This window comes from Streptomyces sp. CNZ287 (assembly GCF_007827615.1).
This window is the reverse complement of sequence record NZ_VISV01000007.1, coordinates 82,118-108,843: the sequence shown is the minus strand read 5'-3', so window position 1 is coordinate 108,843 and position 26,726 is coordinate 82,118. Positions and strand designations below refer to the sequence as shown.

General features: G+C 72.2%; 20 protein-coding genes. 2 read left to right on the top strand and 18 right to left on the bottom strand.

What is annotated here, in order from left to right; translation table 11 throughout:
- Positions 1-5 precede the first annotated feature (5 nt).
- From FB457_RS15240 to FB457_RS15190, 11 genes are all read right to left on the bottom strand, one after another.
- Positions 6-722, bottom strand: coding sequence for an ABC transporter ATP-binding protein (locus FB457_RS15240; RefSeq protein WP_047015172.1), 717 nt, complete (start codon positions 720-722; stop codon positions 6-8).
- Positions 719-1,627, bottom strand: a complete 909-nt coding sequence (locus tag FB457_RS15235; protein WP_145782250.1) for an ATP-binding cassette domain-containing protein — start codon at positions 1,625-1,627, stop codon at positions 719-721. Before FB457_RS15235 ends, FB457_RS15240 begins: the two co-directional genes overlap by 4 nt.
- 5 nt (positions 1,628-1,632) lie before the next feature.
- Positions 1,633-3,429: an ABC transporter permease subunit gene (locus tag FB457_RS15230; protein ID WP_145782249.1), complete on the bottom strand. Its 1,797-nt coding sequence runs from the start codon at positions 3,427-3,429 to the stop codon at positions 1,633-1,635.
- Positions 3,430-3,434: 5 nt separating this feature from the next.
- Positions 3,435-4,364 (bottom strand): branched-chain amino acid ABC transporter permease, encoded by a 930-nt coding sequence (locus FB457_RS15225; RefSeq protein ID WP_047015175.1) that lies wholly within the window; start codon positions 4,362-4,364, stop codon positions 3,435-3,437.
- A gap of 108 nt (positions 4,365-4,472) precedes the next feature.
- On the bottom strand, positions 4,473-5,714 hold the full coding sequence (locus FB457_RS15220; protein WP_047015176.1) for a branched-chain amino acid ABC transporter substrate-binding protein: 1,242 nt from the start codon (positions 5,712-5,714) through the stop codon (positions 4,473-4,475).
- A gap of 255 nt (positions 5,715-5,969) precedes the next feature.
- Positions 5,970-6,593: a hypothetical protein gene (locus FB457_RS15215; RefSeq protein WP_145782202.1), complete on the bottom strand. Its 624-nt coding sequence runs from the start codon at positions 6,591-6,593 to the stop codon at positions 5,970-5,972.
- A gap of 192 nt (positions 6,594-6,785) precedes the next feature.
- On the bottom strand, positions 6,786-8,141 hold the full coding sequence (locus tag FB457_RS15210; RefSeq protein WP_047015178.1) for a sulfate adenylyltransferase subunit 1: 1,356 nt from the start codon (positions 8,139-8,141) through the stop codon (positions 6,786-6,788).
- A gap of 2 nt (positions 8,142-8,143) precedes the next feature.
- The gene (gene cysD, locus FB457_RS15205; RefSeq protein ID WP_047015179.1) at positions 8,144-9,070 is read right to left on the bottom strand and encodes a sulfate adenylyltransferase subunit CysD; all 927 of its coding nucleotides are present in this window, start codon (positions 9,068-9,070) and stop codon (positions 8,144-8,146) included.
- Positions 9,067-9,636: an adenylyl-sulfate kinase gene (gene cysC / locus FB457_RS15200; protein ID WP_047015180.1), complete on the bottom strand. Its 570-nt coding sequence runs from the start codon at positions 9,634-9,636 to the stop codon at positions 9,067-9,069. Before cysC ends, cysD begins: the two co-directional genes overlap by 4 nt.
- Positions 9,629-10,810, bottom strand: a complete 1,182-nt coding sequence (locus tag FB457_RS15195; protein WP_145782201.1) for a glycosyltransferase family 4 protein — start codon at positions 10,808-10,810, stop codon at positions 9,629-9,631. Before FB457_RS15195 ends, cysC begins: the two co-directional genes overlap by 8 nt.
- Complete coding sequence (locus FB457_RS15190; protein WP_047015182.1) at positions 10,807-12,165, bottom strand: sulfotransferase family protein; 1,359 nt, start codon at positions 12,163-12,165, stop codon at positions 10,807-10,809. Before FB457_RS15190 ends, FB457_RS15195 begins: the two co-directional genes overlap by 4 nt.
- Positions 12,166-12,606: 441 nt before the next feature.
- Between FB457_RS15190 and FB457_RS15185 the strand changes: the two genes are divergently transcribed.
- A complete protein-coding gene (locus FB457_RS15185; protein WP_047015183.1) occupies positions 12,607-12,909 on the top strand; it encodes a hypothetical protein in 303 nt (100 codons plus the stop codon).
- Positions 12,910-12,978: 69 nt separating this feature from the next.
- Here the strand turns inward: FB457_RS15185 and FB457_RS15180 are convergent, their stop codons facing one another.
- Complete coding sequence (locus FB457_RS15180; protein ID WP_047015184.1) at positions 12,979-13,428, bottom strand: PaaI family thioesterase; 450 nt, start codon at positions 13,426-13,428, stop codon at positions 12,979-12,981.
- A 19-nt stretch (positions 13,429-13,447) separates the two neighbouring features.
- Complete coding sequence (locus FB457_RS15175) at positions 13,448-15,778, bottom strand: FdhF/YdeP family oxidoreductase (protein ID WP_145782199.1); 2,331 nt, start codon at positions 15,776-15,778, stop codon at positions 13,448-13,450.
- Positions 15,779-15,915: 137 nt separating this feature from the next.
- On the opposite strand from FB457_RS15175, the gene polA reads away from it, so the two are divergent.
- Positions 15,916-18,591 carry a DNA polymerase I gene (polA, locus tag FB457_RS15170; RefSeq protein WP_078898172.1) on the top strand — a complete coding sequence of 892 codons (2,676 nt, stop codon included), beginning with the start codon at positions 15,916-15,918 and terminating at the stop codon, positions 18,589-18,591.
- Positions 18,592-18,788: 197 nt separating this feature from the next.
- On the opposite strand, the gene pyk is transcribed toward polA, so the two are convergent.
- The 5 genes from pyk to pepN form a co-directional block, all read right to left on the bottom strand.
- Positions 18,789-20,222 carry a pyruvate kinase gene (pyk, locus tag FB457_RS15165; protein ID WP_047015186.1) on the bottom strand — a complete coding sequence of 478 codons (1,434 nt, stop codon included), beginning with the start codon at positions 20,220-20,222 and terminating at the stop codon, positions 18,789-18,791.
- 134 nt (positions 20,223-20,356) lie between these two features.
- Positions 20,357-21,064: an SIMPL domain-containing protein gene (locus FB457_RS15160; RefSeq protein ID WP_047015187.1), complete on the bottom strand. Its 708-nt coding sequence runs from the start codon at positions 21,062-21,064 to the stop codon at positions 20,357-20,359.
- Positions 21,061-22,485 (bottom strand): SidA/IucD/PvdA family monooxygenase, encoded by a 1,425-nt coding sequence (locus tag FB457_RS15155; protein WP_145782198.1) that lies wholly within the window; start codon positions 22,483-22,485, stop codon positions 21,061-21,063. The genes FB457_RS15160 and FB457_RS15155 overlap by 4 nt, the downstream gene beginning before the upstream one ends.
- On the bottom strand, positions 22,475-23,932 hold the full coding sequence (locus FB457_RS15150) for an aminotransferase class V-fold PLP-dependent enzyme (protein WP_145782197.1): 1,458 nt from the start codon (positions 23,930-23,932) through the stop codon (positions 22,475-22,477). Before FB457_RS15150 ends, FB457_RS15155 begins: the two co-directional genes overlap by 11 nt.
- Positions 23,933-24,138: 206 nt before the next feature.
- Positions 24,139-26,691: an aminopeptidase N gene (gene pepN, locus FB457_RS15145; RefSeq protein ID WP_047015190.1), complete on the bottom strand. Its 2,553-nt coding sequence runs from the start codon at positions 26,689-26,691 to the stop codon at positions 24,139-24,141.
- Positions 26,692-26,726 lie beyond the last annotated feature (35 nt).

The window sequence follows — 26,726 nt, the reverse complement described above, 5'->3', positions numbered from 1 at the left end:
GGTTCTCAGTCCTCGCCGAGGTACGCCTTGCGCACGGATTCGTCGTGCAGCAGTTCCTCTCCGGTGCCCGACAGGACGACCTTGCCGACCTCCATCACGTGGCCGTGGTCGGCGATGGAGAGCGCGGCCTGGGCGTTCTGCTCGACGAGCAGGATGGTGGTGCCCTGGGCCTTCAGCTCCCGGATCGTCTCCATGATCTTCTGCATCATGATCGGCGAGAGGCCCATGGAGGGCTCGTCGAGCATGAGCAGCTTGGGCCGGGACATCAGCGCCCTGCCCATGGCGAGCATCTGCTGCTCGCCGCCGGAGAGGGTTCCGGCCGCCTGCTTGCGCCGTTCGCCGAGGATGGGGAAGAGCTCGTAGCACATCTGGATGTCCTGCTCGATGCCCGCCGCGTCCTTCCGGAGGAAGGCGCCGAGTTGGAGGTTCTCGGTGATGGTGAGGCGGGGGAAGAGCCGGCGGCCCTCCGGGGAGTGGGCGAGGCCCATGGCGACGATCTTGTGGGCGCCGACGCCGTTGAGCGGGGTGCCGTCGAAGAAGATCTTGCCGCCGGCGGGCTTCAGCAGTCCGGAGAGGGTGCGCAGGGTCGTCGTCTTGCCGGCGCCGTTGGTGCCGATGAGCGTGACGACCTCGCCGCTCTGGACGCTGAACGAGATGCCCTTGACGGCCTCGATCTTGCCGTAGGCGACCTTCAGGTCTTCGACCTGCAGTAGCGCGGTCACGCGTCGCCCTCCTTGCTGGTCTTGGGGGTGCTGCCGCTCCCGGTGTTCCCGGCGACCGCGTCCTCGGCGGCGGCGACCTCGGCGACGGCCTCGTCCTCGGGGACGCCCTCGAAGGGGGTGCCGAGGTACGCGGCGACGACGCGGTCGTCGCTCTGGACGACGTCGGGGGTGCCCTCGACCAGTTTTTCGCCCTGGACGAGGACGGCGACGCGGTCGCAGAGTCCGAAGATGAAGCGCATGTCGTGCTCGATGACGAGTACGGAGATGCCCTGTTCGCGGATCGCGAAGACCAGTTCGCGGGTGGCCCGGGTCTCCTGCGGGTTCATGCCCGCGGTGGGCTCGTCGAGGAGCAGTAGTCCGGGTTCGCTCGCCAGTGCCCGGGCGATTTCCAGCTTGCGCTGTTCGCCGTAGGGGAGGTTGCGGGCGAGGTGGTCGCGCTTGGCGGCCAGCCCGGTGAACTCCAGGAGTTCCATGGCGCGTGCTTCGGACGCCTTCTCCGCGCGCTTGAAGCCGGGGTTGCGCAGCAGCGCGGACCACAGCCCTTCGTTCGTGCGGGTGTGCCGGCCGACGAGGACGTTTTCCAGGACCGTCATGTTGGCGAAGAGACGGATGTTCTGGAAGGTACGGGCGATGCCCGCCTCGGTGACGCGGTGGGAGCGGTGTGGCAGGACCGTGCCCTTGTAGCGGACCGTGCCCTCGGTGGGGATGTAGAGCCCGGTCATGCAGTTGAAGAAGGTGGTCTTGCCGGCGCCGTTGGGGCCGATGAGCCCGACGATCTCGCCCTGGCCGACGGTGAGGTCGACGTTGCGTACGGCGGTGAGGCCGCCGAAGCGCATGGTGACGCCGCGGGCGTCCAGGACGGTCGCGCCGTCCGGCCCCTTGGCGGGGATGGTGTCGCTGGCCATTGTTGTCACACCCCCACCTTCTTGCTGAGGCCGGTATCGTCCTTGGGCACGTCGAGCTGGCCGGTGTCGTGGAATTCGAGCTGCTTCCGGCGGTCGGCGATGAGGCCCTCCGGGCGGAAGCGCATGAGCAGGACCAGCGCCACGCCGAAGAGCAGGAGCTGGTACTCCTGGACGAACTGCAGCTTGGCGGGGATCAGGTAGAGCAGCGACGCGCCGATGAGCGGGCCGCTGACGGTGCCCATGCCGCCGAGGATGACGGCGGCCAGCAGGAACGCGGAGTTCGGCGGCACGGCTTCGACGAACTTGTACTGGGTGGGCGTGACGGTGTACGTCACGTGCGCCTGTACGGTGCCCGCCATGCCGGCCAGGGTGGCGCCGAGCGCGAACGCGAGGAGCTTGAGCCGGAAGGCGTTGATGCCCATGGCGCGGGCGGCCGTCTCGTCCTCGCGGATGGCGACCCAGGCGCGGCCGATGCGCGACTGGTCCGCCCGCCGGAAGATCGTGACGATCACGACGGTGAAGAGCAGCATGAGCAGGAAGTAGTTGGAGAACCTGCCCAGCTCCTGGCCGAGGATGGTGTGCTCCTCGCCGAGGTTGAAGCCGAGGATCTCCAGCTCCGGGATGTTCGGGATGCCGTTGGGCCCGTTGGTGACGTCGGGCCCTGAGTCGCCGTCGAGGTTCTGCACGCCGATGCGGAAGATCTCGCCGAACCCGAGGGTGACGATGGCGAGGTAGTCGCCGCGCAGCCGCAGGGTCGGGGCGCCGATGAGCACGCCGAAGACGAGCGACGCCGCGGCGCCGGTGAGCACGGCCGCCCAGAACGGGAAGGTGACCCCGATGCTGGAGGTGGGCGCGCCGGAGACCAGGGCGGCGGTGTACGCGCCGACGCCGAGGAAGGCGACGTAGCCGAGGTCGAGCAGGCCGGCGAGGCCGACGACGACGTTGAGGCCGAGCGCCACGGTGGCGAAGATGAGGATGTTGGTGCCGATGCTGGCGTAGGCGTCGTTGCTCTGGGTGAACGGGAAGGCGAACGCGGCGACGAAGGCCGCGGTCACGGTCACGTTCCGGTGCTCGGCGGTGAGCTGGCCCAGTTGCCGGGTGAGGCCCGCGCGGCCCACGGCGGGGAACGCGAAGGAGACGAGCACCATGTAGCCGATGAAGAGTTCGGCGTAGTCGGTGTCGATGCCGAACGTGAAGATGTACAGGCCGAGGGCGAAGGCGGCGGAGATGATGACGATCTCCACCCAGCCGGGCAGGGGCCGTACTCGCCCGGGGGCGGGTGCCTTCAGGGAGTGGACCAGTTGTGCCCAGGCGTTGGCCGGCGGCCTCTCGGGGTCCACGGGGACGTCGGCCGGCAGGCCGAGGGCGCCGAGGGCGGCGATCAGGGCCATGGCGACGGCGATGTAGCCGCCGGGGTCGACGTTGACCAGGCCGCCGAGGTTCTTGACGATGGCGCCGATGGTGTAGCCGGTGACGCCGAGGGTGCCGAGCGCGAGCAGCCGTACCGCGCTGTTGGGGCCGCCGGGGGTGAGCCAGCGCAGTCCGCGCAGGCCGCTGCCGGAGAGCAGGAACAGCAGGGTGAGCAGGGCGCCGGTGAGGGTGAGGAGCTGCAGTCCGCCGGGGTATCCGTAGACGGTGAGGTTGCCCGGGAACTCCTCCGTGTAGGTCCACGAGAGGAAGGTCGAGACGAAGGTGCCGGCGGCGCCGGCGTAGGCGATGAGCCGGGCGCGGCCCGGTGCCAGGGGCAGCACGGCGCCCGCGGGGGCGGCTTCGGATGCGGTGTTCTTCTCCAGGGTGTTCATGGCTATCACGCCCGATCCGCGACGCGTTCGCCCAGCAGGCCCTGTGGCCGCAAGAGCAGTACGAGAATGAGCAGGACGAACGCCCAGACGTCCTTCCACGCACCGCCGCCGAGCTGCTCCATGCCGGGGATGTCGGCGATGTAGGCGGTGGCCATGGCCTCGGCGAGGCCGAGGACGACGCCGCCGATCATGGCGCCGTAGATGTTGCCGATGCCGCCGAGGACGGCGGCGGTGAATGCCTTGAGGCCGGCGATGAAGCCCATCTTGAAGTTGACCTCGCCGTAGCGCAGGCCGTGGGCGATGGCCGCGATGGCCGCGAAGGCGGCGCCGATGGCGAAGGCCATGACGATGATGCGGTCGGTGTTGATGCCCATGAGCTTGGCCGTGTCCGGGTCCTGCGACGTGGCCTGCATCGCGCGGCCGGTGCGGGTCTTGGAGACGAAGAAGCCGAGGGCGATCATGCAGAGGGGGGCGGCGATGAGCAGGTAGAGCTCGCCGCGTTCGATGGTGAAGGCGCCGAAGTCGAGGCGCGGGCCGGAGAACTCCGGGAAGGGCCGCGACTTCGTGGCGTCGGGGTACCAGGCCCAGATGGCCTGCTGGAGGGCGATGGACAGGCCGATCGCGGTGATAAGGGGCGCGAGGCGGGGTGCGCCGCGCAGAGGTCGGTAGGCGAAACGTTCCGCGCCGACGCCGACGAGCACGGAGCAGATGACGGCCATGAGGATCATCAGCGGCAGGGCGACGAGCAGGCTGGTGCCGTTCGGCATCCACAACCACATCGTCAGGGCGCCGAAGCCGCCGATCATGAATATCTCGCCGTGGGCGAAGTTGATGAGCTGAACAATGCCGTACACCATCGTGTAACCGATGGCTATGAGCCCGTACAAGGCGCCGAGTAGCAGGCCGTTGGCAAGTTGCTGCGGCAGATCGTTCACCGCTGGGCCTCCGAGTGGGTGTCAGATATGGCCGCGGGGGGGGCGCTGTGTGCGCCCCCCGCGCCGCTTGCGGTCTGTGTGATCAGTGGGCGGTGGTGGTCGCCCCGGTCAGCCTTCGAACTCGCCGCTGGTCAGCGGCACGTGCTCGCCGTCCTTGACCTGGTACAGCGACAGCTGCTTGTTGGTGGTGTCGCCGAACTCGTCGAAGCCGACCTTGCCGGTCACGCCCTCGAAGGAAACGTCGTTCATGGCCTCGGTGATGGCCTTGCGGGCCTCGTCCGTGTCACCGGGCAGTTCGCCGTCGTTCTCTTCGACGACGGTCTTCACGGCCTGGATGATGGCCCAGGTGGAGTCGTAGGAGTAGCCGCCGTACGCCTCGTAGGCGTCCTCGTAGCCGGCCGCCTCGTAGTTCTTGATGAACTCCTTGGCGGTGTCCAGCTCGGTCAGCGGGGCGCCGACGGAGCTGGCCATGTCGCCCTCGGCGTTCTCCTTGGCGAGGGCGACGTACTCGGCGCTGAACAGCGCGTCGCCGCCGACGGTCGGGATCTTGGCCCCGGCCTTCTTGACCTGGGCGGCAAGCGGGGCGCCGGCCGGGTACTCGCCGCCGTAGTAGACGAAGTCGGCGCCGGAGTTCTTGACCTTCGTGGCGATGGCCGCGAAGTCCTTGTCGTCGGGGTTGACGTGGTCGGTCCCGACGACCTTGCCGCCGAGCTTCTCGAACTCGTCGGCGAAGGTGCCGGCGAGGCCGGCGCCGTAGGTCTTCTTGTCGTCGATGACGAAGACCTTCTGCAGCTTCTCCTCGTTGTAGAGGTACTGCGCCGCGTACGGGCCCTGGATGGCGTCGGTGGTGGACACGCGGAAGTACGTGTCGAACGGCCGGGTCTTCTCGCCGTCCTGCCACTCCTCGCCCTGGGTCAGGGCGGGGTTGGTGTTGGCGGGCGAGACCTGGACCAGGTCGGCGTCGGCGAAGACCTTCTGCATGGACTGGCCGACGTCGGAGTTGAGCGGGCCGACGACGCCCATGACGTCCTCGTTGCCGACGAGCTTGGTGGCGTTCTGCTGGCCCTGCTGGGCCTGTGCCACGTCGTCGAGGGGCTCGAGCTCGAACGTGACGCCCTTGACCTCCTCGTTCTTGTTGGCAGTCTTCACGGCGAGCTCGGCGGAGTTCTGGATGCCGATGCCCAGGGCCGAGAGGTCGCCCGTCAGCGGGGCGTCGAGGCCGATAACGACGGTCGTTCCGTCGCCACCGCCCCCACCTTCGCTGTCGTCGTCGCGGGAACCGCAAGCAGACAGCGTGAGAGCCCCTGCGGTGACCGCAGTGGTGAGTATGAGCAAGGAACGGTGACGCACGATCAGTCCTTTCCCCTGGCGCGGCCTCGACTGCGCAGAGTGGGCCGGTGCACGCGGCAGGCGTCGGAAGGTGACCTGCTGCGCGGTGACTGGGCGTGACTCTAAGCCGCCCCGGGTCGAGGGGGCAGAGGTGCAGGCAATGCTGTGACTCTCTTGTTATGACCCTTACAGCCACCTTCCGCGTCGGCGGGCGCGGTCTGCGCCGGATCCGCGGAGTCCGGACGCCCGAACGGGCGCGAAGCCGCTGCTGGTGTCCTATGCGCCGGGAGCCGCCCGCGAGGCGGGTTCGCATATCGTACGGAGCGCCCGGGACAGTTCGGCGGCGTAGGTCCCGCCGAGGATGGAGCTGTAGTCCTGTATTGCGCGCATGTTACGCAGCGTTACGCGCAGCGAGGGCAGGCTGGCGTCGAGGGGGAGCCCCGCGCACCGGACGACCTCGAACCTGACGGTGACCCGGGTGGGTTGGCCCTCGGCGAGGTCCAGCGGCAGCGCGGGCCGGACGGACAGCTTCAGGCCGCTGTAGCCCTGGGTGATCTTCTCCAGTGAGGCGCCGCTCTCCGAGGTGGCCATGAGCTGGGCGTCAAAGACGTTATCGCCCGCTTTGGGGGTTTCTATCCCGAGAAAGGAGAAGTGAGTGGACTGGAGCGGGTACGGTACGGGCGCGGGCGGCTCCGGCTCCGGCCGTGTGGCCAGGGCGTATCCGCCGGCGGCGGCCAGCACGGCGAGTCCGGCGCCGGCGGCGGCGAGCCGGCGGAAGCGGGGCGGCAGCGCGGTCCAGCGCTCGCCGAGGCGCGGCCCCGCGGAGCCGCCGCCGAGGATCTCCGCGGGCGGGCCGGGGTCCGGCTCGGGGCCGGGCTCGGGCCGGGTGGGGGCGCTCATGGCCGACAGAGTAAGGGCGTACGGGCCGCTGCGCAGCGGTCCGTACGCACCCGCGTCCGACTACCGAACGTACGCGGCGGCGGGTGCCGGGGCCGGGGCCCCGCTCCCGCCGCCGCCGTCCGGACGTGGCCCGCGGCCGGTCCGCGGGACGCCGTCAGCGTCCCCGCGGGCCGGCGGCCGGGCGGGGTACGGTCAGAAGTCCCACTCGGCGTCGTCGAGTTCGGCCCGCTTCTCGCTGTCCGCGCCTGCGAACGCGGCGCCCGCCATGCCCGCGGCGAGGGTGGAGCCGTCGGCGGGGTCGATCAGCAGGAACGAGCCGGTGCGCCGGCAGTCGCCGTAGGCGTCCATCGGCAGCGGCTCCGAGGTGCGGAGCACGACGCGGCCGATGTCGTTGACCTCCAGGGACCCCGGGGAGGGGTGGTGGGAGAGGTCGTCCAGCGTGAGCCGGTCGGGGATCTGCTTGACGATCGCCTTGACGGTGCGGGTGGTGTGCTTGAGCAGCACCCGGGCGCCTGGGGTGAGCGCGGTGTCGTGCAGGTGGCAGACGGTGGCCTGGATGTCCTGCGTGGCGTCGGGGGCCTGCTCGGTGGGGGCGATCATGTCGCCGCGGGAGATGTCGATGTCGTCGGCGAGCCGGATGGTGACCGACTGCGGCGCCCACGCGGCGTCGACGCTCTCTCCCAGCACGTCGATGGCGGCGACGCTGGAGGTGTGGCCCGAGGGCAGCACGGTGACGGGCTGGCCGACGTGGAAGATGCCGGAGGCGATCTTCCCGGCGTAGCCGCGGTAGTCGCGGTGCTCCGCGGTCTGCGGACGGATCACGTACTGCACGGGGAAGCGGGTCACGCGGCCGCGCGGGTCGTGGTCGATCTGGACGGTCTCCAGGTGCTCCAGCACCGTGGGGCCCGCGTACCAGTCCATGACGGCCGACGGGGTGACGACGTTGTCGCCCTCCAGCGCCGAGATCGGGATGGTGGTCACGGCGGGCACGCCGAGGGCCTTGGCGTACGTGGTGAACTCGGCGGCGATGGCGGCGAAGACGTCCTCCGCGTAGCCGACGAGGTCCATCTTGTTGACGGCCAGGACCACGTGCGGCACGCGCAGCAGCGCGGCCACCGCGGCGTGCCTGCGGGTCTGCTCGACGACGCCGTGCCGGGCGTCCACGAGGATGACCGCCAGTTCGGCGGTGGAGGCGCCGGTGACCATGTTGCGGGTGTACTGCACGTGGCCGGGGGTGTCGGCGAGAATGAAGCGGCGCCGCGGGGTGGCGAAGTAGCGGTACGCCACGTCGATGGTGATGCCCTGCTCGCGCTCGGCGCGCAGCCCGTCGGTGAGCAGCGCCAGGTCGGGGGCCTCCTGCCCGCGGCTGGCGGAGGCGCGCTCGACGGCCTCCAACTGGTCGGCGAGGACCGACTTGGAGTCGTGCAGCAGCCGGCCGACGAGGGTCGACTTGCCGTCGTCGACGCTGCCCGCGGTGGCGAAGCGCAGCAGGGAGACCTCGGTGAGCGCGGCCGGCTCCGTGGCGGGGGCGGGTGGGTTCACAGTCATGATCAGAAGTAGCCTTCGCGCTTGCGGTCTTCCATGGCGGCCTCGGACATCTTGTCGTCGGCCCTGGTGGCGCCGCGCTCGGTGAGGCGGGTGGCGGCGATCTCGGCGATGACCTTCTCGATGGTGTCGGCGTCGGAGTCGACGGCACCGGTGCAGGACATGTCGCCGACGGTGCGGTAGCGCACCGTGCGGGTCTCGACGCGCTCGCCCTGCTTGGCGCCGCCCCACTCGCCGGGGGCGAGCCACATGCCGCTGCGGAGGAAGACCTCGCGGCGGTGCGCGTAGTAGATCTCCGGGAGCACGATCTTCTCGCGGGCGATGTACTGCCAGACGTCCAGCTCGGTGAAGTTGGACAGCGGGAAGACCCGGACGTGCTCGCCGACAGCGTGCTTGCCGTTGTAGAGCTGCCACAGCTCGGGGCGCTGGCGGCGCGGGTCCCAGCCGCCGAACTCGTCGCGCAGGGAGAAGATGCGCTCCTTGGCGCGGGCCTTCTCCTCGTCGCGGCGGCCGCCGCCGAAGACCGCGTCGTAGCGGGCCTCCTCGATGGCGCGCAGCAGCGGCACGGTCTGCAGCGGGTTGCGGGTGCCGTCGGCACGCTCCTTCAGCTCGCCGCGGTCGATGAACTCCTGGACGGAGGCGACGTGCAGCCGCAGGTTGTGCTGCGCGGCGACGCGGTCGCGGTACTCCAGCACCTCGGGGAAGTTGTGCCCCGTATCGACGTGCAGCAGCGCGAACGGCGGCGGGGCCGGCGCGAACGCCTTCAGCGCCAGGTGGAGCATCACGATGGAGTCCTTGCCGCCGGAGAAGAGAATCACCGGACGCTCGAACTCCCCCGCGACCTCGCGGAAGATGTGCACCGCCTCGGACTCCAGCACGTCCAGGTGCGGCAACTGGAAGTCCTGGGCGGCGGCCTGCTCGAACCGGCTCATGCGAGACCTCGTTCCACCAGTGCGGCGTGAAGCATCGCCGCGGATTGTTCGACACTCTGCTCGTGCGTGGGGATGCGCAGATCGGGGTCCGCGGGCGGCTCGTACGGGTCGTCCACGCCGGTGAGTCCGGAGATCTCGCCGGCCGCCTGCTTGGCGTAGAGGCCCTTCACGTCGCGCTCGGCGCAGACGTCGACGGGCGTGGCCACGTGTACCTCCACATACGTCGTACCCTCCGTCTGGTGGCGCTTGCGCACCGCCTCGCGGCTGTCCGCGTACGGGGCGATCACCGGCACGAGGACCTTCACGCCGTGCGACGCGAGGAGTTCGGCGACGAAGCCGATGCGCTGCACGTTGGTGTCGCGGTCCTCCCGGGAGAAACCGAGGCCGGCGGTGAGGAATTCCCGGATCTCGTCGCCGTCCAGCACCTCCACCCGGTGGCCGGCGTCCCGGAGCCGCTCGCCGAAGGTGCGCGCCAGCGTCGTCTTGCCGGCGCTGGGCAGGCCGGTGAGCCAGATCGTGGCGCCGCGCGCGTGTACGCCGTCGGCGCCGGGTGCGTTGTCAGGCACTCCCACTCCCGTGAATCTCCTCGAAAAGTGCCTCCCACTGCGGATGGACCGCCTCGGGAGTGTAGGAGCGCGACGTCTGCAGTGCCGCCGCTCCCATGTCGGCCCGTAGGCCCTCGTCGTCCATGAGCTGCCCCATGGCCTCGGCGAGCCCGTCCACGTCCTTACGGGGCACCAGCAGCCCGTCCTTCCCGTGGGTGAGCACGTCGGCGGGACCCGTCGGGCAGTCGAAGCTGACCACGGGGAGTCCGTGGGTCATCGATTCGATCATCACCATGGGCAGGCCCTCGAACCGCGAGCTGAGCACATAAAAGGATGCTCTCGCAAGTTCGTCGTCCAGTTTGTGCGTGTGCCCCATCAGAAAGACGTGGTTGTACAGGTGGTTCTCGTTGATCAGCCGGCGCAGCTCGGCCTTCTTCTCGCCGGTGCCGAAGATGCGCAGTTGCCAGTCGGGGAACTTCTCCACGAGCTGCGCCCACGCGGGGATCAGCATGTCGAAGCCCTTCTGGGGGAAGAGCCGGCCGGCGGCCACGGCGACGTGTGCCGCGTAGGTGGTCAGCTTCTTGTCGCCGGTGTGCACGGCGTTGGGGATGCGGACGACGCGGGTGCCGGGCAGCAGCTCCTGGTAGTCCTCGCGGTCACCGTGGGTGAGGACGGCGACGGCGTCGAACCGGGGGTACTCGCGCTGGATGGCGGCGCGGATGTCCGAGGGGTGCGTGCCCAGGTTCATGTGCTCCTGGGCGATCTTGTGGCAGGAGCGCGGGGTGAACCGGGCGGTGAGGAAGTTCAGCCCGGGGCGGGTCGGGACGATCACGGCGTCGTGCTGCCGCTCCAGCCAGTCGATGACGGTGTCCTCGATGTACCGGTTGTAGCGCTCGTACGCGAACTCCCCCGACGGGATGTGCCGGGGCAGCTGGCCCTCGCGCTCGACGCGCTTCTCCGCCGCCCGGGCCCCGGCCGCGGCCAGCTCCGCCTCGCGGGCGCCGGGCCGCTGGTCGACCAGGGTGGTGATGGTGACCTTCGGGTGGAGGGGGAAGTGGGGCTCGTCGCGGGTGCGCTGCATGCTGGCGATCTCGACGTCGTGGCCCGCGGCGGCCATGGACCCGGCCTGGTTGAACACGGTGCGGATGGTCCCGCCGGTGCCGTAGGCGTGCATGAGCAGATAGCGGATCTTCATGAGGCCGGCAGTACCTCGACGGAGAGGTTGTCCTTGATGGTGTAGTACGGCTTGACCTCGACGTCCGCGCCGTCGATCTCGGCGGGCTGGCCGGGGAAGACCATGATGTTCTTCTTGCCGGTGATCCCGTCGAGGTGGCGGCCGGCACGCAGCCGGACCTCCCTGTCGCCCTCGGGCGCGGCCAGGTGGATGTCCCACTGGGCCGGGGTGGTCAGCCCCGCGGGCGCGAGGTCGGCGACGGGCACCGTGACGTCGAACCCGCCGTCCGCAAGGTCCGCCGGGTAGCGCAACTGCTGGTCCTCGTGGTCGCGCCGGACGAGGAGCAGTTCCCAGGGGCCGCGGCCGCCGGTGACGCCGTGCAGGCTGCCGGTGAGGCGTACGGCGCCGTCGCGGGGCCAGACCTCGGCGATCTCGGCGTGCGGCTCGCGGGCGACGGCCGCGGCGGCCTGATCCGCTCCGCCTTCGAGGTAGCCCCAGGCGGCGCTGATCTCGCGCAGGGGCTCGGGGATCTCCTCCTCGGCCGGCAGCGCGCGGCCGGCCTGCACCTGGCCGCTGCGGATCTTGTCCTTCCAGTCGCCGAGACCCTTCTTGTAGCTGGTCTGGGTCCGGGAGCCGTAGTCGAGCATGCCGGGCTCGAAGTCGATCTCCAGGTAGGAGCAGATGCCCTTCATGGCGGACTCGGGGTCGTCGGTCAGCTCCTCGTACCGCACCACGTGGCCCGGCAGGGCCTGGCGGGCGCGTTCGGTGGCGCGCATGTAGCGCAGCGCGTCGAGGGCGGCCTCCTCCTCGGTGCGCTTCTCCGGGTCGGCCTCGTACCAGGAGCGGGCGATGGAGGCGGGGTGGCGGAGGAGGAAGATGAACCGGGCGTCGGGCCAGCAGGCGGCGATGCGCTTGTACGCGAAGGTGTTGCTGGGCGTCTTCTCCACCAGGAAGTCCTTGCCGGAGCGCACCAGCTCACGGTGGAGCACCCGGTCCCAGATGAGGTGCTCCAGGTCGCCGCGCTCCAGGCCCAGCTCGGCCATGGCGCGCTCGGCGAGCTTGGTGCCGGCGGTGACCTCCAGCCGGCGGAAGTGCAGCTCGTGCGCGGAGTGCAGGCGCGAGTGCGCGTTGAGGAGCAGGCGCAGCAGGGTGGAGCCGGAGCGTACCGGCGACATGATGAACACGGGCCGCCGGAGTAGCCGGTCGACTTCGGGATCCTCCGGGGGGCGGTACGCGACCTGCGCGACCGGCTTCGTCTCCGCGGGCTCCTTGGCCGGGGCGGGTTTCGGGGCAGGCGCATGCGGCAGCCCGGCCTTGCGGATCTCGTAACCCGTGGTTGCGCCGAGCTTGTGATTCAGCTTCCGGAGGAGGTTCATGCGCCCCGAGGCTAGAAGGCGTTTGTGAGACGGGCAACGTACCCGCGCGGCATGTTCTCTAAACGTGCAGGTCATAGCCAGTTTGATTCACGCCGAGTGGCGCTGGTCACAGCGACCTCGGAGGGCTGGGGCAGACCTGCGGAATCCCGTACCGGGCACTGCCTCTCACCGCCCGGACGGGTGAATTCCGCACGAGGCGTCGGCGCCGCCAGGGTGAGGGCGTGCTGAGAACCATGAGAGCGGGATGAGAGCGGACGGCCCCGGGGGCGGCCGCTCTGAGCGTATCGGGTGAGCGATTCTCATGTGCTTCTCATCCCCGGGTCCGCCGCGGTGTCCCGCGGCGGGACACGCGGGCGGGCGGCGGAAGTTCGGGCGCGCGGGCCGGCGCGGTCGATGGTGGTGCACGTGCCGGACGGACCGGCACGGAAGGGATGTCTCACCATGAACGTGACGATGAAGCGCGCCGCGGTCACCGCGGTCGCGGCGCTGGCGGTACTGCTCGGCACCGCGGGCGCGGCGAGCGCAGCCGAGGGGCACGCCGCGCCGCAGCGACCGTGCGCGACGCAGGGCAAGCACGTCTCGCACGGTCCGGCCGGCCCGGCGGGCCAGACCGGCAAGCGGGTGCACGTGAAGGACGTGCCCCGGGGGCACTGCAAGAAGACCAAGCGGACGCACGCCCGCGGGGAGCGCAAGCCGGTGAAGAAGGTCGTCGTCAGGGACGGGCTGAGGGGGCCGCGCCACTGACGCCTTGCGGCGGCGGCCGGCGGTCCCCGGACCGTCCCGGCCGCCGCCGTGCGCCGGTCCGCCGCGGGGTCAGGCGTCGCGCAGCAGGCAGGTGAGCCGTGCGGTGCACACCCGGCGGCCCTCCTCGTCGCTGACGACGATCTCGTACGTCGCGGTGGACCGGCCGCGGTGCAGCGGGGTGGCGACGCCGGTGACGACGCCCGCGCGCAGGCCCCGGTGGTGGGTGCAGTTGAGGTCGACGCCGACGGCGGCCTTCGCCGGGCCGCCGTGCAGCATCGCGCCGACGGAGCCCAGGGTCTCGGCGAGCACCGCGGAGGCGCCGCCGTGCAGGAGCCCGTACGGCTGCGTGTTGCCCTCCACTGGCAGCGTGCCCACGACCCGCTCCGGCGCCGCCTCCAGCACCCGCAGGCCCATGCGCTGCCCGAGGGCTCCGGCGGAGAACAGCTTCTCCAGGTCGACGCCGACGCCGGCGAACTCGTCGAGGATCTCTCGGGGGAACTTCGTGGTGTGCTCGCCCATGGGCGCCCGGCTCCGTCCTTTACGCCGTCGTGTCGGGCTCCACCGTAGACGCGGCCGGTTCCAGCCTGACCACCAGGGACTTGCTCGTGGGGGTGTTGCTCGTGTCCGCGGTGGAGTCCAGCGGCACCAGCACGTTGGTCTCCGGGTAGTACGCGGCCGCGCAGCCCCGGGCCGTCGGGTAGTGCACGACGCGGAAGCCGTCCGCGCGCCGCTCGACGCCGTCGTGCCACTCGCCGACGATGTCCGCGTACGCGCCGTCGGCGAGGCCGAGGTCCGCGGCGTCGCCGGGGTGGACGAAGACGACGCGCCGCCCGCCGCGCACGCCGCGGTAGCGGTCGTCCAGGCCGTAGATCGTGGTGTTGTACTGGTCGTGGCTGCGCAGCGTCTGCAGCAGCAGCCGCCCCTCGGGCACCTCGGGGTACGTCACGGGGCCCGCGGTGAAGTGGGCCTTGCCGGTGCTCGTGGGGAAGCGCCGCTCGTCGCGCGGGGCGTGCGGCAGGGTGAAGCCGCCGGGGCGGCGGACGCGGGCGTCGAAGTCCTCGAAGCCGGGCACCACGCGCGCGATGCGGTCGCGGATGCGCCCGTAGTCACTGCTGAACTCCTCCCAGGGCGTGGCGCTGTCCTCCCCCAGCACCGCGCGGGCCAGCCGGCAGATGATCGCGACCTCCGACAGCAGCGCGTCGCCGGCGGGCGCGAGCCGGCCGCGGGAGGCGTGCACGACGCCCATGGAGTCCTCGACGGTGACGAACTGCTCGTGGCCGCGGCCGTCGGGCCCCGGCTGCCGGTCGCGCTCGGTGCGGCCGAGGGTGGGCAGGATGAGCGCGCGGGCGCCGGTGACGACGTGGCTGCGGTTGAGCTTGGTCGAGACGTGCACCGTGAGCCGGGCACGGCGCATCGCGGCCTCGGTGACCTCGGTGTCGGGCGAGGCGGAGACGAAGTTGCCGCCGACCGCGAAGAAGACCTTGGCGGCGCCGTCGCGCAGCGCGCGGATGGCGCGTACGACGTCGTAGCCGTGGTGGCGGGGCGGGTCGAAGCCGAACTCCTTGCGCAGCGCGTCCAGGAAGGCGGGCGCGGGGCGCTCGAAGATGCCCATGGTGCGGTCGCCCTGGACGTTGCTGTGGCCGCGCACGGGGCAGACGCCGGCGCCGGGGCGGCCGACGTGGCCGCCGAGGAGCAGGAAGCTGACGATCTCCTTGATGGTGGGCACGGCGTGCTTGTGCTGGGTGAGGCCCATCGCCCAGCAGACGACGATCTTGTCGGCGGCCAGCACCAGTTCCGCGGCGCGGTCGAGGTCGGCGGCGGTCAGGCCGGTGGCGCGCTCGGCGTCCGCGTCGGTGTAGCCGCGGGCGGCGGCGGCGTACTCCTCGTAGCCGTGGGTGTGCTCCTCGATGAACTCCTCGTCGACGGCCTTGCCGCCGGAGTCGTGCGCGGCGAGGACCCGCCGGGCCAGGGCGCGGAAGAGTGCCTGGTCGCCGCCGACGCGGACCTGGAGGAAGAGGTCGGTCAGCGGGGTGCCCCCGCGCGCGAGGCCGCGTACGGTCTGGGGGTTCTTGAACCGGACCATGGCGGGTTCCGGCAGCGGGTTGACGGTGATGATGCGGGCGCCGTTCTGCTTGGCGCGCTCCAGCGCGGTGAGCATGCGCGGGTGGTTGGTGCCCGGGTTCTGGCCGGCGACGATGATCAGGTCGGCCTGATGGAGGTCGTCGAGCAGGACGCTGCCCTTGCCGACGCCCAGGGTCTCGGTGAGCGCGGAGCCGGACGACTCGTGGCAGAGGTTCGAGCAGTCCGGCAGGTTGTTCGTGCCGAACTCGCGGGCGAAGAGCTGGTAGAGGAACGCGGCCTCGTTGCCGGTACGCCCGGAGGTGTAGAAGACCGCCTCGTCGGGTGAGTCGAGGGCGGTCAGTTCCTCGGCGACGATGGCGAACGCCCGCTCCCAGGAGACCGGCTCGTACGTCTCGGCGCCCTCGGCGAGGTACACGGGGTGGGTGAGCCTGCCCTGCTGGCCCAGCCAGTAGCCGCTGCGGCCGGCGAGGTCCGCGACGGGGTGCGCGGCGAAGAACTCGGGGGTGACGCGGCGCAGCGTCGCCTCCTCGGCGACGGCCTTGGCGCCGTTCTCGCAGAACTCGAAGGTGTGCGGCTTGTCCGGGTCGGGCCAGGCGCAGCCGGGGCAGTCGAAGCCGTCGCGCTGGTTGACGCGCAGCAGGGTGCGGGCCGTACGCCGTACGCCCATCTGTTCCTGCCCGGTGCGGAGCGCGTGCGCGATGGCGGCGGCGCCGACGGCCGACTGCTGGGGCGAGGTGACCTCGGGGGCGTCCTGTACGGGGTCGCCGACGGGCGGTTTGCCGGCCATGGCGGTCACCCTTTCTCCGGTGGGGTGTACGGTTCCGATCCTGCCATGCCGCACCGTCACGGGCTCCGTTGTCAGTGCGGCATGGCAGGATCAGGACCGTGGCTGAGAACGGATCGAAGACCCATCGCCCCCGCCTGATGCTGCTGGACGGACATTCCCTGGCATACAGGGCGTTCTTCGCGCTGCCCGCGGAGAACTTCTCCACCGTCGGCGGGCAGGTCACCAATGCGATCTACGGCTTCACGTCGATGCTGTCGAACACGTTGCGTGACGAGGCGCCGACGCATCTGGCCGTCGCCTTCGACGTCTCGCGCAAGACCTGGCGCTCCGCGGAGTTCGCTGACTACAAGGCGAACCGGTCGTCGACGCCCGACGACTTCAAGGGCCAGGTCGAGCTGATCGGCGAGCTGCTGGACGCGATGAACGTGCCGCGCTTCGCCGTCGAGGGCTTCGAGGCGGACGACGTGATCGCCACGCTGGCCACGCAGGCCGAGGCGGCCGGGTTCGAGGTGCTGATCGTCACCGGCGACCGGGACTCCTTCCAGCTCGTCTCCGACCAGGTGACGGTGCTCTATCCCACCAAGGGCGTCTCCGAGCTGACCCGCTTCACCCCGGAGAAGGTCGAGGAGCGGTACGGCCTGACCCCCGCGCAGTACCCGGACTTCGCCGCCCTGCGCGGCGACCCCTCCGACAACCTGCCCGGCATCCCGGGCGTCGGCGAGAAGACCGCGGCCAAGTGGATCAAGCAGTTCGGGTCGTTCGCGGAGCTGGCCGAACGGGCCGAGGAGGTCAAGGGCAAGGCCGGACAGAATCTGCGCGACCACCTCGACGCGGTGAAGCTCAACCGCCGCCTGACCGAGCTGGACCGCGCCGTCGAGCTGCCCGCCCGGCCCGAGGAGCTGGAGCGCAAGCCGTACGACAGGACGGCGCTCCAGGTCGTCATGGACGCCCTGGAGTTCCGCAACCCCAACTTCCGCGAGCGGCTGTTCAACGCCGACCCGGGCGCCGCCGAGGCGGTGGTCGAGCCGGAGCCGGGGGTGCAGGTCGACGGCCGGGTGCTGGCGACGGGCGAGCTGGCACCGTGGCTCGCCGAGCACGGCTCCGTGCCCCTCGGCATGGCCACCGTCGGCACCTGGCAGCTCGGCGTCGGCAGCGTCTCCGAGGTCGCTCTGGCCACCGCGGAGGGCCCCGCCGCGTGGTTCGACCCGGCCCGGCTGGACGCCGCGGACGAGCAGGCGTTCGCGGGCTGGCTCGCGGACCCCGGCAGCGCCAAGACGGTGCACGACGCGAAGAGCGCGATGCGCGTCTTCGCCGAGCACGGCTGGACGGTCGAGGGCGTGGCGATGGACACGGCCCTGGCCGCCTATCTGGTCACCCCCGGCCGGCGGACGTTCGCGCTCGACGCGCTCTCGATCGCCTATCTTGGCCGCGAGTTGGAGCCCCCGGCGGCCGACGGGCAACTGGAGCTGGGCCTCGACGGCGCGGAGGGCGACCAGGAGGCGGCCGAGCGGGACGCGCTGATGCGCACGGCCCGTACGGTCCTGGACCTCGGCGAGGCGCTGTCGGAGAAGCTGGCGCAGGTCGGCGCGGCGGAGCTGCTGGGCGACATGGAGCTGCCGGTCTCCGCGGTGCTGGCGGGGATGGAGCGGGCCGGCGTCGCCGTCGACCGGGCCCATCTGGTGGCCATGGAGGAGCAGTTCGCCGGCGCGGTGCAGCAGGCCGTCCGGGAGGCGCACGACGCGGTGGGGCACGAGTTCAACCTCGGCTCGCCCAAGCAGTTGCAGGAGGTCTTCTTCGGCGAGCTGGATCTGCCGAAGACGAAGAAGACCAAGACGGGCTACACGACGGACGCCGACGCGCTGGCCTGGCTCGCCACCAAGACCGACCACGAGCTGCCGGTCATCATGCTGCGCCACCGCGAGCAGGCCCGGCTGCGCTCCACGGTCGAGGGGCTGATCAAGACCATCGCGGCGGACGGCCGGATCCACACCACGTTCAGCCAGACCGTCGCCGCCACCGGCCGGCTGTCCTCCACGGATCCGAACCTGCAGAACGTGCCCATCCGTACCGACGAGGGCCGGGCGATCCGGCGCGGCTTCGTCGTCGGCGAGGGGTACGAGTCGCTGCTGACCGCCGACTACAGCCAGATCGAGCTGCGCGTGATGGCCCATCTGTCGGAGGACGAGGGCCTGATCGAGGCGTTCACCTCCGGCGAGGACCTGCACGACACGGTCGCCTCACAGGTGTTCGCGGTGCCGCGCACCGAGGTCGACGCCGAGATGCGCCGGAAGATCAAGGCGATGTCGTACGGGCTGGCCTACGGGCTGTCCGCGTTCGGCCTCTCGCAGCAGCTCGGCATCGAGGCGGCCGAGGCCCGCAAGCTGATGGAGAACTACTTCGAGCGGTTCGGCGGCGTCCGGGACTATCTGCGCCATGTCGTCGACGAGGCGCGGGCGACGGGCTACACGGAGACGATGTTCGGCCGCCGCCGCTATCTGCCCGACCTCAACAGCGACAACCGCCAGCGGCGCGAGATGGCCGAGCGGATGGCGCTCAACGCGCCGATCCAGGGCACGGCGGCCGACATCGTGAAGCTCGCGATGCTGCGGGTGGACCGGGCGCTGACGGCGGCGTCGCTGGAGACGCGGCTGCTGCTCCAGGTGCACGACGAGGTCGTGCTGGAGGTGGCGCCGGGCGAGCGCGAGCAGGTGGAGGAGCTGGTGCGCCGCGAGATGGCCGGCGCGGTGTCCCTGCGGGCGCCCCTGGACGTCGCGGTGGGCGTCGGCCCGGACTGGGAGTCCGCCGCGCACTGAGCGCCTGTCCCCCGGCGCGGGCGGGGAAAGCCCGGTCCGCGGGGGGGGCGCCGGCGGGAGCTGCGGGACTCACCGCTGCCGCCTGCGGCGAGCAGCGGCGGCCGGGCGCGGTGTTCCGCATGCACGGAAGCCCGCGAGCACAGCGAGCCCCGGTTACCCACCCGGCCGCCCCGCCGAAGGCGGACCTCCGCGGTGCGTCAGCTCGCCGGGTCGTCCTCGCCTATGCGGTGGACGCGGACGAGGTTGGTCGAGCCCGGGATGCCCGGAGGGCTGCCGGCGGTGATCACCACGACGTCGCCCTTGCGGCAGCGGCCGATCTTCAGCAACTGCTCGTCGACCTGCGCCACCATCTCGTCGGTCGTCTGCACCATCGGGCCGAGGAACGTCTCCACGCCCCACGTCAGGTTGAGCATGCTGCGCGTCGCCGGATCCGGGGTGAACGCCAGCACCGGGATCGGCGAACGGTAGCGCGAGAGCCGCCGCACCGTGTCGCCGGACTGCGTGAACGCCACCAGATAGCGCGCCCCGAGGAAGTCGCCGATCTCCGCCGCCGCGCGCGCCACCGCGCCGCCCTGTGTGCGCGGCTTGCTGCGCTCGGTCAGCGGCGGCAGGCCCTTGGCGAGCATCTCCTCCTCCGCCGCCTGCACGATCCGGCCCATCGTCCGCACCGTCTGGATCGGGTACTTGCCGACGCTCGTCTCGCCGGAGAGCATCACCGCGTCCGTGCCGTCCATCACCGCGTTGGCCACGTCGGACGCCTCGGCGCGCGTCGGCCGGGACGCCTCGATCATCGAGTCGAGCATCTGCGTGGCGACGATGACCGGCTTGGCGTTCCGCTTGGCCAGCTTCACCGCCCGCTTCTGCACCATCGGCACCTGCTCCAGCGGCATTTCCACGCCCAGGTCCCCGCGGGCCACCATGAGCCCGTCGAAGGCGTCGACGATGCCCTCCAGGTTCTCCACCGCCTGCGGCTTCTCCACCTTGGCGATCACGGGGACCCGCCGGCCCTCCTCGTCCATGATCCGGTGGACGTCGCGGACGTCCTGCCCGGAGCGGACGAAGGACAGCGCGATGATGTCCGCGCCGGCGCGCAGCGCCCAGCGCAGGTCATCACGGTCCTTGGTGGAGAGCGCGGGGACGGAGACGGCGACGCCGGGCAGGTTGAGGCCCTTGTGGTCGGAGACCATGCCGCCCTCGATGACCATCGTGCGGACCCGGGGCCCGTCCACGGCGGTCACCTCCAGCGTGACGCGGCCGTCATCGACGAGGATCCGCTCGCCCCGGCCGACGTCGGCGGCCAGCCCGGCGTACGTCGTACCGCAGCACTGGCGGTCGCCTTCGACCGGATCGACGCTGATGGTGAATTCATCGCCCCGTTCGAGAAATACAGGACCTTCGCGGAACGTGCCGAGGCGGATCTTCGGGCCCTGAAGGTCGGCGAGCACGCCGACGCTGCGCCCCGTTTCGTCCGCGGCCTTGCGCACCCGCGCGTAACGCTCCTCGTGCTCAGCGTAGGTGCCATGGCTGAGATTGAACCTGGCGACGTCCATTCCCGCCTCGACCAGCCCCTTGATCTGGTCGTATGTGTCGGTGGCAGGGCCCAGGGTGCAGACAATCTTCGCTCGGCGCATACATTCGACTCTATGACTTACCGACAGGTAGGGAACCGGGTATTGCCCATTCCCCAACGACATTTGAGCGAAGGTCTATTGAGATCGAGCTGACAACTAATAAAACGTGCGGGCCGCTGCTCTGATGAGCGCTTTCAGAGTTGCGGACGGGACATGGTGAACCTCGCGTTCACCCGTGCGTAGACAGTCTGTCGCTGGGGTTCGAGGTCGAGCGCGGGGGCCGCCTCCCCGCCGGGGACCGCGGGGCCGCCGTAGCCGCGGGTCGCCTCCGTCGCCAGCCACGCCTCCTGCCGCTCCGCGCCCTCGTCGGCGATCTCCAGCACGGCCGTCAGCTCCGCACCCACCGCCTCGGCGTACTCGCGGGCCCGCGTCACCGCCTCCCGTACCGCCTGCTGCCGCGCCTCGCGGTGCACCGGCGAGTCCGGGCGCAGCGCCCACCACGGCCCTTCGACGCTGGTGAGTTCGAGGTCGGCGGCCCGGGTGCTCAGCTCGCCGAGCGCGGTGAAGTCGCTGAACGTCGCGGCCAGCCGGACCCGGCCGTGGTAGCGGCGCACGCGCTCGCCGCGGCCGTGCCGGCCGAGTTCCGGGGTCACGAGCAGCGCGCCCGTCTCCAGCTTCTCGACCGCGTCGCCGTACGACCTGATCAGATCGCGCGCCTCGGCGTTGCGGCGGGTCAGGTCCTCCAGCGCGGTGCGCCGGTCGGTGCCGCGGACGGCGACGGTGACCGCGATCCGGGCGATCTCCGGGTCGACTTCGAGCCGCGCTTCGCCGCGGACGGCGAGGCGCGGCTGGTCCGGGGTGCCGTGGGGGGCCGGGGCGGAAGCGGGGGGCGGGTTCGTCATGTCCTTACTGTGCCAGGATCCGGCGCGCACGGCCCGGGGATGCGGGGCGCCGCTTCCCCGGGCCGTGCGCGCCGGTCCTGCCGGAGCCCGAAGGTGGTGAAGGCGGTACGGCTCGGCAGCGGGTACGGCTCCGCGCCGGTGACGTCGTCGAGGATGACCGCACTGCGGTGCGCGGCCAGGCCCAGGTCGGGCGCGCCGACGCCGTGCGTGTGCCGCTCGGCGTTCTGCACGTAGATCCGGCCCGTGACCTCGGGGTCGAGCACCAGGCGGTGCCGCTCGTCGACCTTCGGGCGGCCCGCGGCGTCGCGCTGCAGCAGCGGCTCCAGCGGGGCGAGGAGGCCGTCGAGCGGGCGCTCGCGGTAGCCGGTGGCGAGCACCACAGCGTCGGTGCGCAGCGTCTCGCGGGCGCCCTGCGCGGCGTGCTCCAGGTGCAGTTCGATGCCGTCCGAGCCGAGGCGCCCGGCGGTGCGTACGGTGACGCCGGGGGTGAGGACAACGTCGGGCCAGCCGCCGCCGAGGGTGCGGCGGTACAGCTCGTCGTGCACGGCGGCGATGGTCTCGCCGTCGATTCCCTTGTACAACTGCCACTGCCGGGGCAGCAGGTCGTCGCGCACCTCCTCGGGCAGCCCGTGGAAGTAGTGCGCGTAGTCGGGCGTGAACTGCTCCAGGCCCAGCTTGCTGTACTCCATGGGCGCGAACGCCGGGGAGCGGGCCAGCCAGTGCAGCCCTTCCGCGCCCGCGGGCCGGGCCCGCAGCAGGTCGAGGAAGACCTCCGCGCCGGACTGCCCGGCGCCGAGGACGGTGACGTGCCCGGCGGCGGCGAGGCGGGCGCGGTGGGGCAGGTAGTCGGCGGAGTGCACGACGTCGGCCGTGGGCGAGCCGACGAGCGGCCGCAGCGCCTCCGGTACGTACGGCTCGGTGCCCACCCCCACGACGAGGTGCCGGGCGTGCGTGCGGCCCAGCGCGGCGGCCTCGCCGGCGGCGTCGAGCTGGGCGAAGTCGGCCTCGAAGAGGCCGCTCTCCGCGTTCCAGCGGACGTCCTCGACCTGGTGGCCGAAGTGCAGGCCGGGAAGCTGCCCGCTGACCCAGCGGCAGTACGCGTCGTATTCGGCGCGGTGGGCGTGGAAGCGCTCCGCGAAGTAGAAGGGGTAGAGCCGCTCGCGCAGCCGCAGGTAGTTGAGGAAGCTGAAGGGGCTGGTGGGGTCGGCGAGCGTGACGAGGTCGGCGAGGAAGGGCACTTGGAGGGTCGTGCCCTCGATGAGCAGCCCGGGGTGCCAGCGGAACTCCGGGCGGCGCTCGTAGAACGCGGTGGTGAGGCCGCGGACGCGGGCGGCGAGGGCGGCGAGGGAGAGGTTGAACGGGCCGATGCCGATCCCGGCGAGGTCCAGGGGGCGCCGGCGGCCGGTCTGCTCAGCGGGCATCGGAGGCGGCTCCGTTCTCGCGTTCCTGCCGGGGCGTAAGGGCCGGTGCCCGGTGGGCCTCGGTGACGAGCTTCAGCAGGTTGCGCAGGTCGCCGGGGTGCACATGGGGGTTGAGCAGGGTGGCCTTCAGCCAGCGCCGCCCGCCCGCCTCGGCGCGGCCGAGCACCGCGTGCCCGTCGGTGAGCAGCCGCCGCCGCAGCGCGCCGACCGCGGCGTCGCCGGCGCCGGCGGGCCGGAAGAGGACCGTGGTCAGCGTCGGCGGCGCGTACAGCTCCAGCTCGGGGTCCTCCTCGACCAGTTCGGCGAGGTGCGCCGCCGCGGTGAACGTCCGCTCCACCAGCTCCGCGATCCCCGCGCGGCCCAGGGCGCGCAGCGTGACGGCGATCTTGAGCACGTCGGCGCGGCGGGTGGTGCGCAGCGAGCGGTGCAGCAGTGCGGGCAGTCCCGCCTCGGTGTCGTCGTCGGCGCTGAGGTAGTCGGCGGTGTACGCGAGCGGCGCCAGGTCGGCGTCGTCGCGTACGGCCAGGAAGCCGGCGGCGATCGGCTGCCAGCCCAGCTTGTGCAGGTCGAGGGCGACGGTGTGGGCCCGGTCGAGCCCGGCGACAAGGTGCGCGCGGGCCGGGGCGAGGAGCAGCAGCCCGCCGTACGCGGCGTCCACGTGCAGCCGGGCGCCGTGCGCCGCGGCGGCGTCGGCGAGCGCCGGCAGCGGGTCGACGGCGCCGGCGTCGGTGGTGCCGGCGGTCGCGACGACCAGCGCCGGGCCCGGGGCGCCGCCGGGGCCGCGGATCTCCGCGAGCACGTCCCGTACGGCGGCCGGGTCCAGGACGCCGCGCGGCGTGGGCACGGCGTGCGGGGCGCGCATGCCCAGCAGCCACGCGGCGCGCCGCACGCTGTGGTGGGCGCCGGCGCCGGCGACCACCTGCACGCCGGGGCCGAGGAGTTCGCGGGCGAGCAGCAGCGCGAGCTGGTTGGCCTCTGTGCCGCCGGTGGTGACCAGCGCGTCGGGCCGGGCGGCGCCGGGGTGGACCTCGGCGGCGACGGCGGCGGCCACCTCGGCCTCCAGCTCGGCGGCGGCCGGGGCCTGGTCCCAGGAGTCGAGCGACGGGTTGAGCGCGCCGGCCGCGAGGTCCGCCGCGGCGGCGACGGCGAGCGGCGGGGCGTGCAGGTGGGCGGCGCAGTGCGGGTCCGCCGGGTCGGCGGCGCCTTCGGCGAGGAGGCGGACGAGGCCGGCGAGGGCCGCCTCCGCGCCGACGCCGGTGTCGGGCAGCACGGGGCGGACGGCCGCGCGCACCCGCGCGGCGACGGCCGCCGGGCCGCCGGCGGGCAGCGGCCCCCGGCGGCGGTCGGCGCCGTCGCCGAGGGCGGCGAGGACGGTGTCGAGGTACGGGCGGAGGGCGCGGGGGCCGGCGGGGCCGCCCGCGAGGGCGGCTTCGGCGGCAGCGGGCATGCAGTCTCCTGAGGGCGCCGGCCCCGGAGGGCCGGTGGTGAGGTGAGGCGGCCCTAACCTACTTCCGCCATTTCTCCGAAACGCACCGTTCTGCCCGGGAGTTCGCCCGTACGTGGGAACGCGTCAGGACACGGAGGGGCGCGTTCCACGATCTGCTACGGGGCCGGGCGCGACGCCGTTCCGGCAGCCGCGCCCGGCCCGTTCCGCTACGCGGACCCGGCGTCCGCCGCCTCGCGCACGCGCAGCGCCCGGCCCAGGTCGTCGAGTTGGTCGGCCAGCCGCCGCCGCAGCGCCGGCACCAGATCGTCCCGCTCCAGACACTCCCGGCCGAGCCGCAGCGTCTCCGCGTCCACGAACCCCCGCGGGAACCCGGAGCGCCCCGCCGCCTCGGCGATGGCCGGGCCGCGGCGCCCGGCGAGCCCCGGCGTCTCGGCGAACCAGCGCGGCACGTACGGCGCCAGCACCTCGCGCTGCTCCGGCTGCCAGAAGCCCAGCGCGGTGGCGGTGAACAGGTAGGTGGAAAGCTCGGCGGCACCGGCCGCGCCCCCGTACATCGACTCCCAGGCCGCCGCCTTCGCCCCCGCGTCCGGCAGCGCGGCGAGGCACCGCGCCGCGCCCTCCTGCGCGGACGCGCCGGGGTCGCGCGCGACCTCCGCCTCGATCCGCTCCGGGGTCGTGGCACCGAGGACGGCGAGCCGGACGAGGCAGCGCCAGCGCAGGTCGGGGTCGAGCACGGGGCCGCCCGGGACGGTGCCGGCGGCGAGCCAGTCGCGTACCTCGTCGGGCTCGTCCGCGCAGTCGATGAGGGCGCGTACGGCCGCGAGCCGCAGCCCCGGGTCGTGGTCGTCGTCGGTGCGGCGCAGCAGTTCGCGGCAGGTCTCCGCGACCGTCGCGCGGGCCGCGGGACGGTCCGCGTCGGGCACGTAGGCGCCCGCGACCGGACCGCGGGCGAAACCCAGCACGCCCTGGACGACGGCGAGGTCGTCCTCCGCCGGCAGGTGCGCGGCGGCGGCCCGGAGGTAGTCGGCGGGCGGGAGTTCGGCGTCGCGGACCATGTCGCGGGCCGCGTTCCACAGCACGGCGCGGCTGAGCGGGTCGGGGATGCCGGACAGGCAGCGCAGCGCGGTCTCCCAGGAGCCCTCGTCCAGCCGGATCTTGGCGTACGTGAGGTCGCCGTCGTTGACGAGCACGAGGTCGGGCACCCGGCCCTCCGCGGACGCGGACTTCAGCCCGAGGTCCGCGGCGAACTCCTGTGCCGCCCTCTCGCGCAGCACCATCCGGCCCGGCTCGCCGGGGACCTCGTCGTAGAGGCCGACGTCCAGCCGGTGCGGGCGGCGCCCGGCGTGCTCGACCTCCAGCACCCACACGTCGTCCTCGCCCTGCCAGATCTCGGGACGGAAGGTGTCGACGCCGGTGGTGCGGAGCCAGGCGTCGGCCCACTCGGGCACGTCGCGGTCGGAGGCGCGGTCCATGGACGCGATGAAGTCGGCGAGGGTGGCGTTGCCGAAGCGGTGCCGGGAGAAGTAGTCGTCGAGCCCGGCGAAGAAGTCCTTCTCGCCCATCCAGGCGACGAGTTGGCGCAGCGCGGAGGCGCCCTTCGCGTACGAGATGCCGTCGAAGTTCTGCAGCGCGGCGGCGCTGTCGGGGACGCGCGGCGGGGCGACGGGGTGCGTGGAGGGCCGCTGGTCGGCGTCGTAGCCCCAGCTCTTGCGGGCGATCGCGAAGTCGGTCCAGGTGCCGGTGAAGCGGGTGGCCTCGGCGAGGATCTGGTAGCCCATGTACTCGGCGAAGGACTCGTTCAGCCAGATGTCGTCCCACCAGCGCAGGGTCACCAGGTCGCCGAACCACATGTGCGCCATCTCGTGCGCGATGACCATGGCGCGGGTCTGGCGCTCGGTGTCGGTGACGGCGGAGCGGTAGACGAACTCGTCGCGGAAGGTGACCAGGCCCGGGTTCTCCATGGCGTTGGCGTTGAACTCCGGGACGAACGCCTGGTCGTAGGAGTCGAAGGGGTACGGCTCGGCGAACCGCTCGTGGTAGCGGTCGAAGCAGCGCCGGGTGACGTCGAACAGCTCCTCGGCGTCGGCGTCGAGGTGGGCGGCGAGGGAGCGGCGGCAGTGCAGGCCGAAGGGCAGCCCGGCGTGCTCGGTGTGGACGGAGTGCCAGGGTCCGGCGGCGACGGCGACGAGGTAGGTGGCCAGCGGCGGGGTGGTCGTCAGCCGCCACCGCACGCCGGCTGCGGGCTCCGCGCCGGGTCCCGCGTCCGCCTCCTGGTGGGCGATGCCGTTGCCGAGCACGGTCCATCCTGCGGGCGCGGTGACGGAGACGTCGAAGACGGCCTTGAGGTCGGGCTGGTCGAACGCGGCGAAGGCGCGCTGCACGTCGTCCAGGAAGAGCTGGCTGTAGACGTACGTCTCACCGTCGGCGGGGTCCGTGAAGCGGTGCATGCCCTCGCCGGTGCGCGAGTAGCTCATGACGGCCTCGACGCGCAGTTCGTGCTCGCCCTCGGCGAGTTGCAGCGCGAGCCGGTTGTCGTCGAGCGCGCCGGTCTCCAGGTCCCGGCCGTCGAGCGTGGCACGTACCAGCTCGGCGGGCCGGATCTCGACGAACGTCTCCGCCGCCGTGCGGGCGGCGAAGGTGATGACGGTGCTGGAGCCGAAGACCTCCTCACCGCGCGTCAGGTCGAGGTCGACGGCGTAGTGGCGGACGTCCAGCAGGTCGGCGCGGAGCTGCGCCTCGGCGCGGGTGAGTGCGGGCATGGGCCTTATGCTGCCTCACGACCTGCGGGTACGAC

Bases quoted from the DNA above. Each gene is read 5' to 3' on its own strand.
- FB457_RS15235 (WP_145782250.1), bottom strand. From the start codon at position 1,627: ATGGCCAGCGACACCATCCCCGCCAAGGGGCCGGACGGCGCGACCGTC.
- FB457_RS15230 (WP_145782249.1), bottom strand. From the start codon at position 3,429: ATGAACACCCTGGAGAAGAACACCGCATCCGAAGCCGCCCCCGCGGGC.
- FB457_RS15215 (WP_145782202.1), bottom strand. From the start codon at position 6,593: ATGAGCGCCCCCACCCGGCCCGAGCCCGGCCCCGAGCCGGACCCCGGC.
- FB457_RS15210 (WP_047015178.1), bottom strand. From the start codon at position 8,141: ATGACTGTGAACCCACCCGCCCCCGCCACGGAGCCGGCCGCGCTCACC.
- cysD (WP_047015179.1), bottom strand. From the start codon at position 9,070: ATGAGCCGGTTCGAGCAGGCCGCCGCCCAGGACTTCCAGTTGCCGCAC.
- FB457_RS15195 (WP_145782201.1), bottom strand. From the start codon at position 10,810: ATGAAGATCCGCTATCTGCTCATGCACGCCTACGGCACCGGCGGGACC.
- FB457_RS15190 (WP_047015182.1), bottom strand. From the start codon at position 12,165: ATGAACCTCCTCCGGAAGCTGAATCACAAGCTCGGCGCAACCACGGGT.
- FB457_RS15185 (WP_047015183.1), top strand. From the start codon at position 12,607: ATGAACGTGACGATGAAGCGCGCCGCGGTCACCGCGGTCGCGGCGCTG.
- FB457_RS15180 (WP_047015184.1), bottom strand. From the start codon at position 13,428: ATGGGCGAGCACACCACGAAGTTCCCCCGAGAGATCCTCGACGAGTTC.
- FB457_RS15175 (WP_145782199.1), bottom strand. From the start codon at position 15,778: ATGGCCGGCAAACCGCCCGTCGGCGACCCCGTACAGGACGCCCCCGAG.
- polA (WP_078898172.1), top strand. From the start codon at position 15,916: ATGCTGCTGGACGGACATTCCCTGGCATACAGGGCGTTCTTCGCGCTG.
- pyk (WP_047015186.1), bottom strand. From the start codon at position 20,222: ATGCGCCGAGCGAAGATTGTCTGCACCCTGGGCCCTGCCACCGACACA.
- FB457_RS15160 (WP_047015187.1), bottom strand. From the start codon at position 21,064: ATGACGAACCCGCCCCCCGCTTCCGCCCCGGCCCCCCACGGCACCCCG.
- FB457_RS15155 (WP_145782198.1), bottom strand. From the start codon at position 22,485: ATGCCCGCTGAGCAGACCGGCCGCCGGCGCCCCCTGGACCTCGCCGGG.
- FB457_RS15150 (WP_145782197.1), bottom strand. From the start codon at position 23,932: ATGCCCGCTGCCGCCGAAGCCGCCCTCGCGGGCGGCCCCGCCGGCCCC.
- pepN (WP_047015190.1), bottom strand. From the start codon at position 26,691: ATGCCCGCACTCACCCGCGCCGAGGCGCAGCTCCGCGCCGACCTGCTG.